Here is a 17,265-nt window from a genome sequence, read left to right as displayed (position 1 = left end):
TCCGCCACTCATGCAACCATGAAGGATTTACGTCTACATGCTTCGAAACAGAACGACGGGCTCATACCGACCAGGCAGCCTTCCCGGCCGGCACCGCAAAGGCGAGTCATTCGCGCCGTCGACATGGCGCGGCTGGATCCCTGTGACAAGCACAGGGAAGAGGGAGGGTTGGGGGAGCGTCAACGCCAGACAACAATCCCCGAGACCCGTTGCAGCAGATGCCTTCGGATTGAATCCCGCGGCGCAGACGCCGTCGGCTGAACTGACTTGATAAAGGCGGAAAGAGGCGCGTTCTGGTGGCGACGGTGGAGAGATGGCGTCGGTTGCTGCCGTCCACATCGCCAGGCTTCCATGATTACCAAAAATTGGTATATATTGGTAGCGATCAAGGAGGCTTACCGTGACCAAGAACACATCCATTGTGCTGGGTGACCACTTTTCCGGGTTCGTTGAACGCCAGATCGTTGAAGGCCGCTACGGGTCTGCGAGCGAAGTGATCCGCGCCGGCCTGCGGCTCCTCGAGGAGCATGAGGCCAAGGTCAAGGCGTTGCGCGATGCGATCGCCGCTGGCATCGAGAGCGGCCATGCCGATGACTTCGATTTCGACGAGTTCCTTGACCGAAAACGCCGGACCCGGGCGAAATGAAAGGATACGTCCTTTCAAGAGCCGCCGCAGCCGATCTCGACAACATCTGGGATTACACCTTCGACACCTGGGGAGAGGCTCAGGCGGACGGTTACATCAACGACATCCGCAAGGCTTGCGTAGCCTTAGGATCGCGTGAGCGAAGCGGCCACCCCGTTGATGATATCTGGCCGGGGGTCTTCAAGCTCGCCGTCAATGCGCACTTCCTGTTCTATCGAGTGTCAGGGGACGGCCGGCGGGAGATCGTCCGCATCCTGCACAAACGTATGGACGTGGAGGCGCGCTTGCGCGACACCCCTTTGCATTGAACGGTATACTTGGAGCAATTCTGGGAAAGGCGCGTGGTTTCTGTTAGAGAAACCTCGCCAATCTGTGATCTCGATGGCGGTTGTCCCGCGTGGCAGCCGCTCTACCTTCACAGGAATCCGACCGCCGTGCGCACGGCGAAAGGATTCCCGCCAGCCGGGTGACTTTCCGGAGGTCGTGTGGTGGAACCGAGCAAGGATCTCTTCCTCCATCCGCCGGCATTGCAAGGCGGGTCTCCCGCGGGATCCCTGTGACAAGCACAGGGGGGAGGGCGGAGGATGAGGGCGGAGACAGGCGCTGCCCCTGGTCACGACAGCGGAAAGGAGAGGGCGTCGGTTGCCGGTTTCGTGCCGGCGTACGTGCTTGCGCGTTTTTCATCGAAGGAGATTGACATGACGTCGAAGGCGCTCGTCCACACGCACATAGATGCCGCGATCAAGGATCGCGCCGCGGCTGTGCTGGAAGGCATGGGCCTCACTGTCTCGGATGCTGTTCGTATCCTGTTGACGCGGACGGCCAATGAGGGTGCGCTTCCTCTTGAGCTTTTCAGCAGCAGTGATGTGCATGATCCATGGCTTCGCGCGAAGGTCACGGAAGCCCTCCATGATACGCGGGCCGACATCGAGGATGCCGACCTGGACGCCGGTTGTGAGCAGCAACGCGCGGCAGCATTTCGGAATGACAAGGCGAGCGAACGGTGAGGCCTTCCCGGGCGAAATATGCCCCTTCTGACCGCAACAACATCCTGACGGATGTTGAGATCGAAAATCCGAAAGCTGCCACCCACATCGACCAGTAAAATCGTCATCGCGGTTCGCAAAGCGGTAGCGGCGAACATGGTTTGGCGCGCCAAATTCTGGTATCATGATTGGGAGGCAGTTGCTCATGCGTGGGCTAAGGCATGAGTGTGGAAGGAGTCCGGGGCATCGCAAGATGCGGTCTCGGCTCAGGCACTGTCGAAGCCAGTCGGGTTGGCTTACAGCCGCATGCGTGATCTCGATCGGAGGGAACCGGGGCGCGGCGAAACCATACACGTCTCAAGCGCAAGCATGTCGCCTCTAAATCTGCGGCGGGCGCTGAGCATCGGCTTGAACCCGCCGCTCACACCAAGGAGGAACCAATGAGAACCATGATCGTGGCATCCGCCGCAGCGATGACGCCTGTCAAAATTGCGCTTTTCTCCGGATTACTCGTGGCCCTGGCTCCTGGAGCCGTTCTGGGGGCTTCCATCGAAAAGAAGGGCACCGCACCCTACGTGACGCATTTCGTTTTCCGCCCCTTGATGAACATTGACATTCCGGGCGTCGGTACGGCCACCGCGCTGGAGGCAGTCGGGACCACCGAAAATATGAAGGGCGAAGCAATGCTCGACAAGATGTCAGCGCATTGCACGGGGGTAAACATTGTTTCGGGCGACAAGAACTTCATTGATGGCGCCTGTGTGCTGGCCGACAAGGACGGCGACAAGATCTTCTCGACCTTTGATACCCGCGACGTCGACAAGTCGCAGCCGGACATGAGCTGTGGCACCCACATCATCACCGGGGGTACCGGCAAGTACAAGGGTATTACCGGGCGTGAGCCATTTGCGTGTATGCCGATGCCCGCACTGGCTGGTCCCGGCGGCTATACCGCGATGGACATACCGCACAACACGACGTGGGAGATCAAATGACAGGAATCGCGACGCTCCATCACAAACGCGATGACGACAACCTGTCTCAACGAGGTGAGTAAGAGCCCGGCCCGACGGCCGGGCTTTCTTGCGCGCGAAGGGCTGGATAACGAAGGTGCACTTCTCTTGAGCTTGCCAGCAATAGTGAAGCGCATGACGCATGATTTCGTGCGAAAGTCATGGAAGCCCTCAATGACACGCGGCCCGACGTCGAGGATGCCGGGGTGGAGGCGCGGGCAGATTAATATTGCTGCTCGGGCAACTCGCCAATGTGTGATCTCAATGGCAGTTGTTTGGCGTAGCAGATGGCCTACCTTACCTCATTCCTGTGCTCGTCACAGGAATCCAGCCGCCGTGCGTCCGCACGGCGAAAGGACTCCTTTCAGAAGTTGTTGTGGTGGAACCGAGCAAAGATCTCTCCCTCGAGCCGCCGGCATCGCAAAAAGCGAGTCTCCCGCGCCGTGGACACGGCGCTGCTGGATCCCTGTGACAAGCACAGGGATGAGGGCGGAAAGAGGCGCGTCCAACTTCATGGCACTCCAACCAAATAGGCAAAAAGAACCAGCGGATCACGCCGATTCCCGCAATTGAAGCTCGGCCTTTAGCAGGATGCGTCCGTCATGCGGGAAGTCCGTTCTGTGGTCCTCGTTCTCGCCCAGCTTGTGCAGCAGGAGCTCGATGGCAAGCCGCCCGATCTCGTTGTAGTTCTGCGCGACCGTGGTGATCGGCGGGCAGGCATAGCGTGAGAGCGGGTGGTCGTCGTGACCAGCGACCCTGAGATCACATTCGGCGCCGTGGCCGACCTTCAGGCCGGCCTGATAGGCGGCGGCGATGACGCCGAAGGCGACGCGGTCGTTGGCGCAAAGGACGGTTCGTGTCGGAAAGCCGTCGCCGCGCAGGATCCTCTGGGTCTCTTCGAAGCCGAAGCGCTCGAAATCCCACGAGCGTTGATCGTCCAGCGGCACGATGGCGGGATCGAGCTTCAACTGGATCATCGATTCGAGATAGGCCTGCTCGCGCGTCCTGGCATTGTTGTTGACCGACGGCATCGCGAAATAGCAGGGACGCTCGCCCGACCGTGACAGGTAATCGACAATAAGCTGGAAGCTCTGGCGGTTGTCGGTCCCGACGAAGGAGGAGGTGCCGTCGAGCGGGGAGTCGACATAGACGAGCGGGATGCTGCTGCCGAGTGCGGCAAGCGTGTCGTGATGGGAATCGACGCCAAGCGGCGCGATGATGGCGCCCGCGACATTCATCGACTTGAATGTCTCGATGGCGCGATCCTCCATCTCCGGATTGCCGTCGGAGGAGAGCACGAAGGCGAGGAAGCCCGCCTGGTTGGCGATCAGCTCGATGCGCCGCGTCAGCGCCATGTAGAAGGGGTCAATCGAATTCGGGATGATGACGCCGAGGATATTGGTTCGCCGGCGGTTCAGGTTGACGGCGAAGATGTTGGGACGGAAACCCGACTGCTTGATGGCATTTTCAATGCGATCGCGGGTCTTTCCCCTGACGGATTTCGGGTCGTTGAAATATTTCGAAACCGTCGGTCTGGATAGGCCGACGAATTCCGCGAAATCTTCCATGGTCTTGATTGACTTATCCAATTCCAACTCCCCGCAGCACCCTTTCATTTCCGTTGGAAAGAACGCGGCCTGTCAACAGAAAAGGGCCGCGACCCCCATGCCGATCTTCGGGGTTATGCCTTGCATGCTTCGAAATAGTCTTCCAGAACCGCATCGATCGCCGCGATCGCGAGGCCCTTTGCGGTCGGCGATGCTTCGCCCGCCCGCACCCGCGGATAGAGGCCCTGCAAATATTGGCTGATCATCGTTTCGGGAATCTCGTTGTCGCCGAACACCGCGAAGAGCTGTTCGACGGCGCCGGCGATTTCGCGCTCAGGCCAGTAGTAACGGATCCGGTCGCTATAGGAGAAATGTCGCTGCAGATGCTGCTCCTCAGGCGACCCGTGGTAATATTTGTTCCAGTTGCGCGGGTCGCGTGTCATGACGCGCTCGGTGACGGCCATCAGCGTCTCCTGCCGCGTCTCGGGAAACAGGAAGGCGGCGATCTGATCGAGGCCATAGAGGGCCTCGCGAAGCGCGAAGGTCAGGCCAGGGCCGACCTTGAGGATAGCAAAGCCGTCATTGATCAGAGCGCGTAGCGCCTCGCGCGTCTGGTAGTCCGTCGAATGGGCTTCGAAGACGAGGCCGGGCAGGCTTGCGAGGCTCCGGCTCAGCGGGCTTGCCGCAGCCGGATCGTAGGGGATGACGTTGTGATTGCCGAATTCGACGCCCGGCTGCACGACGGCGCCGACGACCCGCGAGAAAGCCTCCCCGGCACCCGCGGCGGCGAAGGCTTCGGCATGCACCTTCACCGTCTCCTGTGCCGCTTCCGGTCGGGTGACCTCGAGGACATCAAGCTCTTCCATCGCGCCGCCGGGGATAGGGACCTCGGTGCCGATGATATAGACCGGCTTCGTACCGTCGCTACCGCTGATCGCATCCTCCGCCGCCGCCGCAAGCCTTGCGGCGCGCTCTGCCGTCACATCGTCAGGGAGCGCTATGGGTTCGCCGGCGCAGCCCATGCTGGTGTCGAGATGAAGCTTGGTGAAGCCGGCGTGCGCATAGGCGCGGATCATGAACTCCGCCTTGTCCATGGCTTGCCCGGCATCGAGGTTCTTCCAGGGGTTCGGGCCGAGATGGTCGCCGCCCAGGATGATCCTTGTCATGGGAAAGCCGGTCGCCGCGGCGATATCCTCGACGAAAGCGCCGAAATCGGCTGGCGTCATGCCGGTATAGCCGCCGTCTTGGTTGACCTGGTTGCAGGTGGCCTCGATCAGAAGATGGCTATCGGCCTTCAGCGCGTGCCGCATGGCAGCCTCGATGACCAGGGGATGGGCGGAGCAGATCGAGGGTATGCCCTTGTAACCGGTGCTGCGATCCCGCCAGGTTGCGATATCGAGAAGGTAATTCCGCGTCATGTGGATCATTCTCCTCCTGCGGCCAGAAAGGCTGCGATTTCGGCCCCTGTCGAAGCCCCTTCCATGGGGCCGGTCCTCACCTATCGTTGGACCGATCGGGGAGACCCTCCCGGAACCCGATCGATGTGGGTGTTAGAACATTAAAGTTTACGCATGTCAATTTATAAACTATATCGCGGTAATAATATAAATTTCATGTGGAAAACGCAGTTCGCGTTTGGTGGGCGAAAGTTGACGCGGAAGCGGGTCGAGAAGATGGCAATTGCGGTGACTTGCCGTCTGGATCGGGACTATCGGGTTCGCCGTGAGTTTTGCCCCTCACCCTAGCCCTCTCCCCGCAGGCGGGGCGAGGGGACGATCGAGCAAGGGGCTGCTGCAAACTGTGCCGCAGCGAGGAACGACGGAGGGTGCGACTGCCCCTTCGCCCGCTTGCGGGGAGCCGTCGCGGTATTCGAATTTGATCCGCAACTATCCTTGTGGATTGCGTGAGCGCAGCACAACGGATACCCCCGAATCATGAGATATTGCAACGCGCTCTCCTTGAGCAATTCCAGGATCAGTGCGAAGCGGTTTTCCGTCCTGGAATTGCGTAGAAACAAAAGGTTAGAGCGGTTCCGTGAAGAGCTGAACCGCTCTAAAGAACGGACGTCCCGTGATCGCGAAGCTCCTCAAGCCGTTTTCACTCATCGTTGTGATAATAGGCATCGTCATCATCATGGGGATGATCCTGCCGCGGCCGATCTGGCGCGTTGGGGCGGCGAAAGCGGCAGATGCGACACATCGTATTCTTGTCCTCAACAATGAGATCCATACCGATATCGCCGTACCCGTGGAGGGCGAAGTGCTTGCCCGATTTGGTTTCCTGCGGGATGCGGGCCTCGATCTCGACAATCCGGGGCTTCGCTATATCGTCTTCGGCTGGGGCGGACGGACCTTCTATACGGAGACGCGGACCTGGGCCGACCTCAAGCTGGTTCCGGTATTGAAAAGCTTCACGCTCGACCGTGCCGTCATGCATGTCGAACTCGCGGGAGACATTGAGGCGGAGGACCCGGCGGTCACCGTCGTTACCATCGACACCGATGGCATGGGCCGGTTGCAGCAATTCATCCTGGAAAGCTTCGTCGAGGGGCGGGACGGACCGATCCCGCTCGACTATGCCTATGGCTACAATGACGCTTTCTTCGAAGCGAAGGGCGTCTTCAACGCCTTTGCCGGATGCAATACCTGGACCGCTGCGGGGCTCAGGGAGGCCGGACTATCGTCAGGCTGGTGGACAGCTCTTCCATGGATGCTGAAATTTTCCCTCTGGCTGCATAATGGCAGCGATGTCTTCGCGCCGCGACCGGTTCCGGCGGCCGGTTCGTGAAGCCGCCGCAACTCTCTACAGCGCCGTGCGTCTTGCAAGACGCACAAAGGTCGCTGTAACACTTTGAATTCCTGCATGTTTTTATCCTTAATCGGTTCCGATTCAAGGAACCATTCAGTAGAGCGTGATCCGGGAATTGGAACTTCGTTGCACCTTGCGCAGTTGAACGGCAAAGCAATGGAGGCTTCGAAAGATGACAAGCGCCCGGATGGCAAGGCTGCTTGAATTGTCGGAAAAGGATTTCGCTTCGGCCCTCGAGGCTATGATCGACGAAGAGCTTTTTTCCACAATGAAGGATCTGGAAGAGGCCAGCGAGGCGCAGGTTGGCGGCGGCAGGTCGGTGGAGGAAACAGCGACTTTCTCCCGAACGGTGCTGACCGAGAATGAGATCGAACGACGGTTCCCTGGGCAGCTTCTGGCTCCCTATCGCGAATGGCGGAAGCGACGGGACACGCTGTAATGTGGTCAGTGAACCGCCGCCATTGGCCGGATGGATGACCGACTTTTCCTCTTACCGCTTTTGAACAGATTGCGGGCGGGCTCATATCGCTGTGGGGTTATCCATGCTATTTTCCATTGGGAAAGGCCATGGATATGAAGGCTTTGCATGCAGGGCTCATCGCCCTCATGGCGCTTGCCTCCTCCTGCAACATAACCGAGCGGGACTATGTGGGCGGCGTCACCGTGGCGGGCCATCCGTACAAGACAGATCCGGATTGCAAGCGAACCGTGCCCTATGGGCAGTTCGACAAGACGTGTGACTACCCTGTCGTCGGCTTGAGGGGCTTTACGCCTTTTCCGAAGATCACACCCTCGGCCGGCGGTGGAGGAGGGGCTCCGACTCACTAGTGTGGTGGATTTGAAGTTCGCATCATTTGTGCAGCAGGCGCTGGAAGCGAACTTCAAATCCAAAAACCACACTAGAATCATAAAGTTGCTAGTGTCCTTTTTGATTCCGAAGTTCGTTCAGAGCCCGCCGCGAGGTATGACGAACTTCGGAATCAGGACACTAGAGCCGGATGATTTCAGGTCGAATCGATCTGAAATCTGAATCTAAATCAAAGAGTTGGAGCGGGATGTCGCCCGAAAATCGCGCACACTTTTTGCCGAATTCTGCGAACCCTTGAATACCTCTGCAAGGCCGGCGCCAAAAACGAAATGCAGGGTCTTGCTGATCCATGCTATAATGCGTGCATATCATAGCGTTACGGGTAATTGGCCCTGTGCGGCGACGACGGAGCGTTGCGGCGCTATCATTGAAGAGACTTATCGAGTGGACACAATCAAACGCTCGGCTTCTTGCAATCAGCGATAAGCGCTTGAAACGATTCAACATTGCAACGGATTCCTCCGCCTGATTTTCGTCGCCAGAAGCAGTCGAGGGAGGAGAGAAAAATGCTGCGGAAACAAGCGGTGTTTGCAGTCGCGGCCGCACTGGCCATGGCCATGACTTCACACGGCGCCCACGCTGCCGCGAAGATCAAGATCGGCTTCCTGCCGGGTGTCGTCGATCCATTCTATCAGGTCATGCAGATCGGGGTTGAGGCTGCCGCGAAGGACCTCGGGGTTGACGTCGTCACGCAGGTGCCGCCGACTTGGGGCGTCGATGTTCAGACGCCGATCCTCGATGCGATGGTTGCCCGCGGCGACCTGAACTACATCGTTACCGCGCCGACCGACAAGGATCAGATGGTCGGCCCATTGAAGGCAGCTGTCGACGCCGGCATCAAAGTCATCACCGTCGACACCTTTCTCGGCGATGGAGACTACGTCAACGGCCCGGTGAAGTTCCCGATCAGTTACATTGGTTCGGATAATATGGAGGGCGGCCGCATCTCAGCGCGCGGGCTCGCAAAGGCGATCGGCGGAAAAGGCACTGTTTACATCAATTCGACGAATCCCAACGTCAGCTCCGTTGAAGGCCGAGAAAAGGGCTTCAAGGAGGTGATGGAGAAGGAGTTCCCGGATATCAAGGTGCTCGGGCCAGACTACAATCTCGACGATCCCAACAAGGCCACGCAGCAGACCGCCGCGGTGCTCGAACGCGAACGCGGGCTTGGCGGCGTGTTCGGCACCAACGTCTTCAGCGCGCAAGGAGCGGGCGCGGCGGTCGTGAATGCGGGCCTCGGCGGCCATGTCCAGGTCGTTGCTTATGACGCAACAAAGCTGGCCATCGAGTTGATGAACAAGGGGGTGGTTACGCTGGTGCTGGCGCAGAAGCCCTACGATATGGGCTACATGGCGGTGCAATTTGCGATGGCCGACGCGGCCGGGGTGACCAGCCTGCCACGCCGCGTCGAGACAGGCTTTGCCATCATTGACAAGGAGAACGTAAAGGACCCGACGATCGCTCGCTTCATCTATCAAGTTCCGGGGAAGTAAACTGGTCCGGGTGGAATAGGGGTGCTCCTGCACGGCGCCTTCGATGTGATTTCGGTTTCTGTTCACTCCTCCATAATTTCGAGGAAACCGGTACGTGGCCGATCGCGAGTCGAGAATTGTTTTTCCCGCCGGGGTGAAGCCCTCCGGGACCCGGACGCCTGCGCAGCAATTCGCCCTGTTGGCTAGCCGCATCTGGGCGTGGCTATTCCTTGCCCTCATGGTCCTTTTCTTCGTCATCACGGTGCCGCTGGTCAGCGGCGGTGCCGTCCATTTCCTAACCATCCGGAATTCCCAGAACATTATGGTCGCAATCATTCCGGTGCTGCTTCTCGGATTGGGCCAGACCTTTGTTATCATCGGCGCCGGCATCGATCTGTCGGTGGGATGGGTCATGAGCCTCGCCTCGGTCCTTTCGGCACTCGCTCTACGTTGGGCGTTCGATAGCGGGGTGCCGCTTTTTCCTTCGGCTCTGGTCGGACTGATCGCGGGCGTGGGCGGCGCAGCGGTGGTCGGCTTCATTAACGGCGTCATCATCGCCAAGCTGAAGGTCCCGGCGTTCATCGTGACACTCGGCACCTCGTTCATCGTGCGTGGCGTCGCCTACCTTATGTCCGAGAACACGACGGTGATCGGATTACCGGCGGGAATTCGCGCTTACGGCAATGACGCGCTCCTATACTACATCCGGGGTGAAGGCGGCGGCTTCTATTTCCTCAATCGGCCGGATGTGAGCGGCGACCTGCTGCGCCGGATGGACACGATCCTGCCTTATCCCGTCATCGTGACCGCTTGCGTGGTCGCTTGCGCGGTGTTCCTTCTTCGCAAAACCCAATTCGGCCGACATACTTACGCTATCGGCGGCGGCATGGAAGCGGCCGTGCGTACCGGCATTCCGGTCGATCGTCACCTCATAAAGCTCTACATGCTTTCCGCCTCGACCGCGGGGATAGCTGGTTTCCTGTCGACGCTTCGGTTCACCGCCGGTTCTGCGGTCATCGGCGATCCCCTTCTTCTGTCCTCCATCGCGGCGGTGATCATCGGCGGCGTGAGCCTCTTCGGTGGCGCCGGAACCGTGATGGGGACGGTGATTGGGGCCCTCATTATCGCGACGCTGACGACGGGTTTGGTGATGCTCAACGTGGAGGCCTTCTTTCAGTTCATCGTGGTCGGAACTGTTGTGATCGTCGCGGTGCTGATCGATCAGTCTCGCAACTTGATTGCTGGTCGTCACCGAAGGAGTGCTGAGACATGACTGAGCCGCTTCTCTCTGTCAGGAACATCACAAAACGCTTCGGCGGCCTGATTGCGGTGAACAATGTGAGCTGCGAGATCAATCGTGGCGAAGTCGTTGGCCTTCTGGGCGACAACGGGGCCGGAAAGTCGACACTGATCAAATGTATATCCGGCGTCTACCACGCCGACGAAGGCGAGATGTTCTTTGAAGGCAAGCGCGCGCACTTTTCGCATCCGATCGACGCCCGCCGCCACGGCGTCGAAACCATCTATCAGGACCTCGCCCTCGCTAACAACCTCGATGTGGGCGCCAATATCTTTCTCGGGCGCGAGGTAAAAAAACGCTATTTCGGCGGGCTGATCAAGACACTCGACGACCAGCACATGCTGCGCGAATCACGCCGGACGCTCGATTCCCTCCACATCCATTTCCCTAGCCTCACAGAGCCGATCGAGAGCCTGTCTGGCGGTCAGCGCCAGGCGGTCGCTATTGCACGGGCGGTCTACTGGGACGCCAAGCTCATGATCATGGACGAGCCGACGAACAATCTTGGCGTGCCTGAGCAGCAGAAGGTGCTTGAGCTCATTTCCAAGCTGCGCGAGCATGGCGTGCCGGTGATCCTGATTACGCACACTCTGCCCGATGTGTTCGCAGTCACCGATCGCCTCATTGTCATGCATCGCGGGCGTAAGGTGGCCGAGAAAGTGACCGCCGAGACGAACATGGAGGAGCTCGTGCAATACATGGTCGGCGCCCGCGATGACACCTACAAAGGCGTCCCGAGTCCGCAAAGAGAAATACCCTTGCAGCGATGAGTTGCGGTTGGCATGCAACCTCCAGAAGGGCTTGCCGATGAATCGCGCCATCGCCTGATCCCCCGAACCTGACGAAAATGTCAGATCGTAGGCCGGCGAGAGCGTGAGCAGACAGGATCTGCGCTGCGCCACGAACCTTCATCGCACAATGAACAGTTGGGACGCGAGAGCCCACGACGTGTTATATAAGACGGTTGAGCAATTGTGAGGCGCAAGCATGCGCTTCCAATGGAAGGTCTCGCCCGGGGAGAGTGGGATTGTGACCGTTGCCTTGACACTCCAGGCATATCTCGATCGCAAGGGCGTCGAGTACGATCTGGTCGAGCACAGGCCGACCAGATCATCGATGTCTACCGCGCGCGCCTGCCACATCGCGGCCCGCTGCCTGGCCAAAGGCGTCGTGCTGCGCAGACGCGACGGCTATCTTCTGGCCATTCTGCCCGCCTCTCGCCATGTGCGGCTCAGGAAACTCGAAGCGGCACTCGGCGAGGAACTGACGCTCGCCACGGAGCATGAGATCTATCAGCTAATCCCGGATTGCGCGCACGGCGCTGTTCCCTCGATCGGCGAGTGCTACGGGCTGGACGTCGTTATCGAGGACAGCGTCTTCGACCAACCGGAGGTTTACTTCGAGGGCGGCGATCACGCCACCCTCGTCCATGTGAGCCAGGCACAGTTCACGCGGCTCGCGCGGGAGGCGCTTCATGGGAAATTCAGCGCTCGCAACCGGGCCCCCACGCCCACGGGGAACTGATCGGGCGATACCGCAGCCGACCGGCGGAAGAAGGGCAGGCGGCATAGTCGAGGTCCGGCCTCGGTTCGACGGATCGATATGAGGAAGGAAGGCGGCGATGTCTTACAACAGCTACACCAGCCCGGATGACGTTCTCCAGGCGATAAAGGACGGCGAGATCGCGATGATCGATTTGCGGTTCGCAGACCTTCCCGGTCTGTGGCAGCATTTTTCCGTTCCCCCGGGCGCCATCAGAGCCGACAGCTTCACCGATGGCATCGGCTTCGACGGTTCGTCCATCCGGGGCTTCCAGGAAATACAGGAAAGCGACATGCTCGTCGTGCCGGATCCAACCACCGCCTTCCTGGATCCGTTCACGGAGGCGCCGACGCTCGTCCTGATCTGCAATATTCTCGACCCAGTCAGCGCCCAACCCTATAGCCGGGACCCGCGCTTTATCGCACAGAAGGCCGAAACCTATCTCAAGGCGAGCGGAATCGGCGATACGGCCTATTTCGGCCCGGAACTCGAGCACTTCGTCTTCAACCAGGTCCATTACGATCAGGGCACCAACTACGGCTACTACGAGATCGATGCCGTCGAGGCGAACTGGACGGCGAAGGGCGGAACTGGCCTCGGGCACAAGCTGCGCCCGAAAGAGGGCTACTTCCCCGTCCCGCCTGCCGACACCCTTCAGGACGCCCGCACCAGAATGGTGACGCTCCTCGAGCGAATTGGCATTGAGGTCGAGGCACACCACCACGAGGTCGCGACCGGCGGCCAGGGCGAAATCGATATGCGTTTTGCGACGCTGACGCGCATGGCCGACTGCGTGATGATCTACAAATACGTCGTGAAGAATGTCGCGCGCAGCCGCGGCATGACCGCAACCTTTATGCCGAAACCCCTGTTTGGAGACAACGGCTCGGGCATGCACGTCCACCAGAGCATCTGGCAGGAAGATCGCCCGATCTTTGCCGGCGACGGCTATGCCGGCTCCAGCGAAGCGATGCGCTACTATATCGGCGGGTTGCTCAAGCACGCGCCGGCACTGCTTGCCATTTGCGCTCCGACCGTCAATTCCTACCGGCGGCTCGTGCCGGGTTTCGAAGCGCCGGTCAATCTCGGCTATTCGCGGCGCAACCGCTCCGCGGCGTGCCGGATCCCGATGTACTCGCCCAACCCCAGGAGCAAGCGGGTGGAGTTCCGCTGCCCGGATCCCTCCTGCAATCCGTATCTGGCCTTCGCCGCCATGCTCATGGCCGGCCTCGACGGCATCCGCAGCCGCATCGATCCGGGAGATCCGATCGACAAGAACCTCTACGACCTGCCGCCGATGGAGCGCGCCGCAATCCCGTCGACACCGGCCTCGCTCAGCGAGGCTCTCGATGCGCTGCAGGCGGACTGCAAGTTCCTGTTTGCGGGAGACGTGTTCACGACGGATGTCGTCGAGACCTATGTGGACTACAAGCGCTCGCACGAGATCACGGAGATACGCATGCGCCCGCATCCATACGAGTTTGTTCTCTACTATGACGTCTAGATCAGGATGATTTCAGGCCGAATCGGCCTGAAATCTGAATCCTGATCTACATCAAAGAATTAGAGCGGGATTTCAGCCGAAAACCGCGCACACTTTTCGGCATCCCGCTCTAGCGGTCGTACTTGGCGACCATCCGTGGGCTATTTGAGGCAGATCGCGCCCGCCGCCACGACGACGCAGGCGATAATGCGCCGAAGAGTCAGGACCTCTCCCAGAAACAGCCAGCCGATCAGGACGGCGAACACGACGCTCGTTTCTCTGAATGCTATAACTGGCCCGGCAGGTCCGAGAGCGAGCGCGGCCACGACGGCGCTATAGGCAATCATCACGACAAGCCCGCCGCCAAGCGCCTTCCACGTTTCTGAAGATCGAACATCAACAACGAGCTTTCCCCGCATCTGCATGAACGTCGTGGGCATCAGCACTCCATAGAGTACCAGTACCCACGCTGTATACGCGCCGCTATGGGCGGCTTCCCGCACACCGATCGCATCGACTGTCGCATAGCTGGCGATGATCGCACCTGTCGCCAGGGCAAGCAGGATCGAGGATGACGAGGCCCTGTCTTTGCCGAGGGAAAGACTCATGATCCCCGCGGTGATAAGGGCGACGCCGATCATCCGAAATGTGTCGAGGCGTTCTCCGGCGAAGAGAAGGCCCCCGAGCGTGACCAGCAGCGGCACCGTTCCGCGAACGATCGGATAGACCTGTCCCAATTCGCCATACCGGTATGCGGCAACCAGAAAGACGCTGTAGCCGACCTGAAGAACGGCGGAGAGGACGATATAAGTCCAGGCCGTCGATATCGGCAGAGGGTAGATGAGGAGGAACGGAAGTGCTGCGACCGTGCTGGAGAAGCTCATCATCGTCACGGTCCACAGCCGGTCGGCGCCGTTGCGAAGAAAGGCGTTCCATGTCGCGTGCAGGATCGCGGCCAGGAGGGCCAGGCTGATGACGGCCGCGCTCATTGCGATGCCATAGGCTTGGCGAGGATGCTGGCGGCGGCGCTGCGCGCATCGCGCATGGCCGCTTTTGCTTGCCCCATCTGCGCGAGCAGGGTTGCGCCCTCGATCAACAGGAACAGCGCCATTGCGATGCTCTCGGCTCGATCCTTTGGCATCGATTCTGCAAGGATTTCGCGCATCCGCCGGTTCAGGGCGGTCTTCTGCCTGGTGACTGCCGCAAATACGGGATGAGTGGGATCACCGAACTCGGCCAAGGCGTGCTGGAACAGACAGCCGTGAAAATCCGGGCTATCGAACCAGCGCTCATACCAGTCGAAGATGGTCGCAATCTTCTGTTCCGGTGTCTCGGCAGCTTCCACGAGGCGATCAAGCTGGCGCTCGAACCGCTCCCATCGCCAGTCCAGCACCTCGACGATCAGACCGTCCTTGCTCGGGAAGTGACGGTACATGGTCATTTTGGCAACTTCGGCTTCCGCAATGATGCGGTCGATGCCGGTGGCATGGAAGCCGAAGCGCTTGAACAGCCCATAGGCGGTTTCAATGATGTGCTGCCGCTTTTCGGCCGCGATGGCTTTGGAGAGCATGGTAAGTCTATGAGTGAGACAGGTCTGTATCATAGGCTATGCGAAGGTTGGCGTCAATCCTTGGCGGACTGCAACGACGCGACGTCGATAGAGGGCTTAGCCGAGATCAAGCATGAGGCGGACCTCGCATAAGTTCTGGATTTTTGCGAGGATCCCGGATATCGCAAATGTCTGCACAATGATTGGTTGAGGGAATTCTCATGTCCGATGGATGGGAAGAGTCGGCCGAGGCGTGGATCGCCGATACCGGCGACAAGGGCGATTTCGGCCGTCAGTTTGTGCTCGACCGGCCGATGCTGGAGCGGGTCCGTATGGGCCGCTTCCGTATTGCGCTCGATGTCGGCTGCGGGGAGGGACGCTTCTGCCGCCGGCTTTCCGAGCTTGGTATTTCCACTGTCGGCATCGATCCGACGACGGCGCTGATCGAGCATGCGCGGCGCGCCGATCCCAAGGGCGACTATCGCATCGGCAGGGCGGAAAGCCTCGATTTTGCCCCCGGCTCCTTCGACCTCGTCGTCAGCTATCTGACCTTCATCGACATTGCGGAAATCGAGCGCGCGATTGCCGAAATGTGCCGCGTGCTGCGCCCGTCAGGCTCGCTCCTCATTGCCAATCTGAACGGCTTCCAGACCGCGGCGATGCCGAACGGCTGGGTCAAGCTGCCGGATGGCGAGCGCCGGTTCACCATGGACCGGTATATGGAGGAGCGCGCCGAATGGGTGAGCTGGCGCGGCATCAGGATCAAAAACTGGCACCGGCCGATGAGCACCTATTTCAAGCTGCTGCTGGAGCAAGGCCTGCAACTCAGCCACTTCGACGAGCCGGTTCCCCATGGCGGCGAGCCGACCAAGGCAGAGCGATACGGGCGCGTGCCCTATTTCCATATCATGGAATGGCGGAAGCCCGCGGCTGGATAGGATTATCACCGTGTCCGTGCTTTTCACCAGCGCGGCAATCCCGCATAGTCATGCGCGATCGACCACATCAAGCCATTGCAGCGCCTCTTCTGAAAGAGGACGGCCGGGCGGGGACGAGCATCATGAACGAAACGCGACGCAAGCTGACGACCATCTTCTGCGCTGACGTGCAGGACTATACGCGAATGATGGGCGCCGACGAGGAGCGGACGCTCGCCACGCTGAAGCGCTATCGCGATGCCATGGCGCGGCTGATCGCGGCGCATGACGGCCGGGTTGTCAATACCTGGGGCGACGGGCTGATCGCGGAATTTTCGAGCGTGGTCGAAGCGGTGCGCGCGGCTGTCGACATTCAGAACGAACTCGCCGGCCTCAATGCGATGAGCCCGGCGGACGGGCGCATGCTCTTTCGCATCGGGATCAATCTCGGCGATGTGATCATCGAAGGCGAGGATCTCTATGGCGATGGCGTCAATATCGCCGCGCGCCTCCAGACCTCGGCCAAGGCAGGCGGCATCGTGATCTCCAGCACGGTCTACGAGCAGGTCCGCAACAAGGTCGCCGTCGGCTTCGACTTTCTCGGGTCCCTGATGGTGAAGAACGTCGCGGAGGGCGTGCCGAGCTATGCGGTCCGGATCGGCGAGGCGAGCGACGACGCTCCGCCGCAGGAAGGACAAAGGGCGCCTGAACCGCGTCGCAACCCGCAAGGCGGGCAAGAGGTTCCCGCCGCGGCCGAAAGCAGGTTCCGGGCGATCGGCCGCAGGCTGCCCGGTATCCTCGGCTTGATCGGGGCCGCTCTCATCGTCATCAATCTTCTCACCTGGGAGGGGACGTTCTGGGCCGTCTGGCCGATCCTCGGCCTTGCCGCAGCTGCAGGTCTCTACTGGGCCTGGGAGCAGAGCGAGATCGACCGCAGTCTCGCGGCGTTCACCGTGATCGGGATCGGCATCGTCGCGGTCAATCTCCTGACCTGGCACGGGACCTTCTGGGCGATCTGGCCGTTACTCGCCTTTGCCTTCGCCATCGGTATTCGATGGGTCGCGCGGCGCTGATTAGATGTGAGCTTTCAGGAGGTTGTCCAAGTTGTAGCGCGAGATAGCGGTTGTCTGGCGC

The 17,265-nt window shown here is 60.1% G+C and carries 18 protein-coding genes and 1 pseudogene; 15 read left to right on the top strand and 4 right to left on the bottom strand.

Annotated elements, in window-relative coordinates:
* Positions 1-400: 400 nt before the first annotated feature.
* The 5 genes and pseudogenes from AAE029_RS35815 to AAE029_RS35795 form a co-directional block, all read left to right on the top strand.
* On the top strand, positions 401-646 hold the full coding sequence (locus AAE029_RS35815; protein WP_371077695.1) for a type II toxin-antitoxin system ParD family antitoxin: 246 nt from the start codon (positions 401-403) through the stop codon (positions 644-646).
* A complete protein-coding gene (locus tag AAE029_RS35810; protein WP_371077694.1) occupies positions 643-954 on the top strand; it encodes a type II toxin-antitoxin system RelE/ParE family toxin in 312 nt (103 codons plus the stop codon). Before AAE029_RS35815 ends, AAE029_RS35810 begins: the two co-directional genes overlap by 4 nt.
* A 390-nt stretch (positions 955-1,344) precedes the next feature.
* Positions 1,345-1,653 (top strand): type II toxin-antitoxin system RelB/DinJ family antitoxin, encoded by a 309-nt coding sequence (locus AAE029_RS35805; RefSeq protein WP_371077697.1) that lies wholly within the window; start codon positions 1,345-1,347, stop codon positions 1,651-1,653.
* Positions 1,654-2,072: 419 nt separating this feature from the next.
* A complete protein-coding gene (locus AAE029_RS35800; RefSeq protein WP_371077693.1) occupies positions 2,073-2,627 on the top strand; it encodes a hypothetical protein in 555 nt (184 codons plus the stop codon).
* 108 nt (positions 2,628-2,735) lie between these two features.
* A pseudogene (locus tag AAE029_RS35795) lies at positions 2,736-2,872 on the top strand (type II toxin-antitoxin system RelB/DinJ family antitoxin); the annotation flags it as partial.
* A gap of 324 nt (positions 2,873-3,196) precedes the next feature.
* On the opposite strand, the gene AAE029_RS35790 reads toward AAE029_RS35795, so the two are convergent.
* Together AAE029_RS35790 and AAE029_RS35785 are read right to left on the bottom strand one after the other, a co-directional pair.
* The gene (locus AAE029_RS35790) at positions 3,197-4,213 is read right to left on the bottom strand and encodes a LacI family DNA-binding transcriptional regulator (protein ID WP_371077696.1); all 1,017 of its coding nucleotides are present in this window, start codon (positions 4,211-4,213) and stop codon (positions 3,197-3,199) included.
* Between the two features lie 113 nt (positions 4,214-4,326).
* Entirely contained in the window at positions 4,327-5,610 is a 1,284-nt protein-coding gene (locus AAE029_RS35785) for a D-tagatose-bisphosphate aldolase, class II, non-catalytic subunit (RefSeq protein WP_371077692.1), read from the bottom strand.
* Between the two features lie 652 nt (positions 5,611-6,262).
* Here AAE029_RS35785 and AAE029_RS35780 point away from each other — a divergent pair.
* From AAE029_RS35780 to glnA, 8 genes are all read left to right on the top strand, one after another.
* Complete coding sequence (locus AAE029_RS35780; protein ID WP_371077691.1) at positions 6,263-6,979, top strand: TIGR02117 family protein; 717 nt, start codon at positions 6,263-6,265, stop codon at positions 6,977-6,979.
* A gap of 193 nt (positions 6,980-7,172) precedes the next feature.
* Positions 7,173-7,439: a hypothetical protein gene (locus AAE029_RS35775; protein WP_371077690.1), complete on the top strand. Its 267-nt coding sequence runs from the start codon at positions 7,173-7,175 to the stop codon at positions 7,437-7,439.
* A gap of 128 nt (positions 7,440-7,567) precedes the next feature.
* A complete protein-coding gene (locus AAE029_RS35770) occupies positions 7,568-7,828 on the top strand; it encodes a hypothetical protein (protein ID WP_371077689.1) in 261 nt (86 codons plus the stop codon).
* Between the two features lie 546 nt (positions 7,829-8,374).
* On the top strand, positions 8,375-9,361 hold the full coding sequence (locus AAE029_RS35765) for an ABC transporter substrate-binding protein (RefSeq protein ID WP_371077688.1): 987 nt from the start codon (positions 8,375-8,377) through the stop codon (positions 9,359-9,361).
* A gap of 94 nt (positions 9,362-9,455) precedes the next feature.
* Positions 9,456-10,613 carry an ABC transporter permease gene (locus AAE029_RS35760; RefSeq protein ID WP_371077687.1) on the top strand — a complete coding sequence of 386 codons (1,158 nt, stop codon included), beginning with the start codon at positions 9,456-9,458 and terminating at the stop codon, positions 10,611-10,613.
* A complete protein-coding gene (locus tag AAE029_RS35755) occupies positions 10,610-11,410 on the top strand; it encodes an ATP-binding cassette domain-containing protein (RefSeq protein WP_371077686.1) in 801 nt (266 codons plus the stop codon). The genes AAE029_RS35760 and AAE029_RS35755 overlap by 4 nt, the downstream gene beginning before the upstream one ends.
* A 259-nt stretch (positions 11,411-11,669) precedes the next feature.
* Positions 11,670-12,164 carry an aminoacyl-tRNA deacylase gene (locus AAE029_RS35750; protein ID WP_371077685.1) on the top strand — a complete coding sequence of 165 codons (495 nt, stop codon included), beginning with the start codon at positions 11,670-11,672 and terminating at the stop codon, positions 12,162-12,164.
* A gap of 97 nt (positions 12,165-12,261) precedes the next feature.
* Positions 12,262-13,686: a type I glutamate--ammonia ligase gene (gene glnA, locus AAE029_RS35745; RefSeq protein WP_371077684.1), complete on the top strand. Its 1,425-nt coding sequence runs from the start codon at positions 12,262-12,264 to the stop codon at positions 13,684-13,686.
* Between the two features lie 140 nt (positions 13,687-13,826).
* Here the strand turns inward: glnA and AAE029_RS35740 are convergent, their stop codons facing one another.
* Both AAE029_RS35740 and AAE029_RS35735 read right to left on the bottom strand, forming a co-directional pair.
* A complete protein-coding gene (locus AAE029_RS35740) occupies positions 13,827-14,654 on the bottom strand; it encodes an EamA family transporter (protein ID WP_371077683.1) in 828 nt (275 codons plus the stop codon).
* Positions 14,651-15,235, bottom strand: coding sequence for a TetR/AcrR family transcriptional regulator (locus AAE029_RS35735; RefSeq protein ID WP_371077682.1), 585 nt, complete (start codon positions 15,233-15,235; stop codon positions 14,651-14,653). The genes AAE029_RS35740 and AAE029_RS35735 overlap by 4 nt, the downstream gene beginning before the upstream one ends.
* 200 nt (positions 15,236-15,435) lie before the next feature.
* Between AAE029_RS35735 and AAE029_RS35730 the strand changes: the two genes are divergently transcribed.
* Together AAE029_RS35730 and AAE029_RS35725 are read left to right on the top strand one after the other, a co-directional pair.
* Positions 15,436-16,152: a class I SAM-dependent methyltransferase gene (locus tag AAE029_RS35730; RefSeq protein WP_371077681.1), complete on the top strand. Its 717-nt coding sequence runs from the start codon at positions 15,436-15,438 to the stop codon at positions 16,150-16,152.
* Between the two features lie 122 nt (positions 16,153-16,274).
* Positions 16,275-17,204 (top strand): adenylate/guanylate cyclase domain-containing protein, encoded by a 930-nt coding sequence (locus AAE029_RS35725; protein WP_371077680.1) that lies wholly within the window; start codon positions 16,275-16,277, stop codon positions 17,202-17,204.
* Positions 17,205-17,265 lie beyond the last annotated feature (61 nt).

Source organism: Sinorhizobium sp. CB7 (assembly GCF_041357635.1).
GTDB lineage: Bacteria > Pseudomonadota > Alphaproteobacteria > Rhizobiales > Rhizobiaceae > Rhizobium.
The sequence above is the reverse complement of the archived record's forward strand: the minus strand, read 5'-3'. Positions and strand labels throughout refer to the sequence as shown.

Bases quoted from the DNA above. Each gene is read 5' to 3' on its own strand.
- AAE029_RS35810 (WP_371077694.1), top strand. From the start codon at position 643: ATGAAAGGATACGTCCTTTCAAGAGCCGCCGCAGCCGATCTCGACAAC.
- AAE029_RS35805 (WP_371077697.1), top strand. From the start codon at position 1,345: ATGACGTCGAAGGCGCTCGTCCACACGCACATAGATGCCGCGATCAAG.
- AAE029_RS35800 (WP_371077693.1), top strand. From the start codon at position 2,073: ATGAGAACCATGATCGTGGCATCCGCCGCAGCGATGACGCCTGTCAAA.
- AAE029_RS35790 (WP_371077696.1), bottom strand. From the start codon at position 4,213: ATGGAAGATTTCGCGGAATTCGTCGGCCTATCCAGACCGACGGTTTCG.
- AAE029_RS35785 (WP_371077692.1), bottom strand. From the start codon at position 5,610: ATGACGCGGAATTACCTTCTCGATATCGCAACCTGGCGGGATCGCAGC.
- AAE029_RS35775 (WP_371077690.1), top strand. From the start codon at position 7,173: ATGACAAGCGCCCGGATGGCAAGGCTGCTTGAATTGTCGGAAAAGGAT.
- AAE029_RS35770 (WP_371077689.1), top strand. From the start codon at position 7,568: ATGGATATGAAGGCTTTGCATGCAGGGCTCATCGCCCTCATGGCGCTT.
- AAE029_RS35765 (WP_371077688.1), top strand. From the start codon at position 8,375: ATGCTGCGGAAACAAGCGGTGTTTGCAGTCGCGGCCGCACTGGCCATG.
- AAE029_RS35755 (WP_371077686.1), top strand. From the start codon at position 10,610: ATGACTGAGCCGCTTCTCTCTGTCAGGAACATCACAAAACGCTTCGGC.
- glnA (WP_371077684.1), top strand. From the start codon at position 12,262: ATGTCTTACAACAGCTACACCAGCCCGGATGACGTTCTCCAGGCGATA.
- AAE029_RS35740 (WP_371077683.1), bottom strand. From the start codon at position 14,654: ATGAGCGCGGCCGTCATCAGCCTGGCCCTCCTGGCCGCGATCCTGCAC.
- AAE029_RS35735 (WP_371077682.1), bottom strand. From the start codon at position 15,235: ATGCTCTCCAAAGCCATCGCGGCCGAAAAGCGGCAGCACATCATTGAA.
- AAE029_RS35730 (WP_371077681.1), top strand. From the start codon at position 15,436: ATGTCCGATGGATGGGAAGAGTCGGCCGAGGCGTGGATCGCCGATACC.
- AAE029_RS35725 (WP_371077680.1), top strand. From the start codon at position 16,275: ATGAACGAAACGCGACGCAAGCTGACGACCATCTTCTGCGCTGACGTG.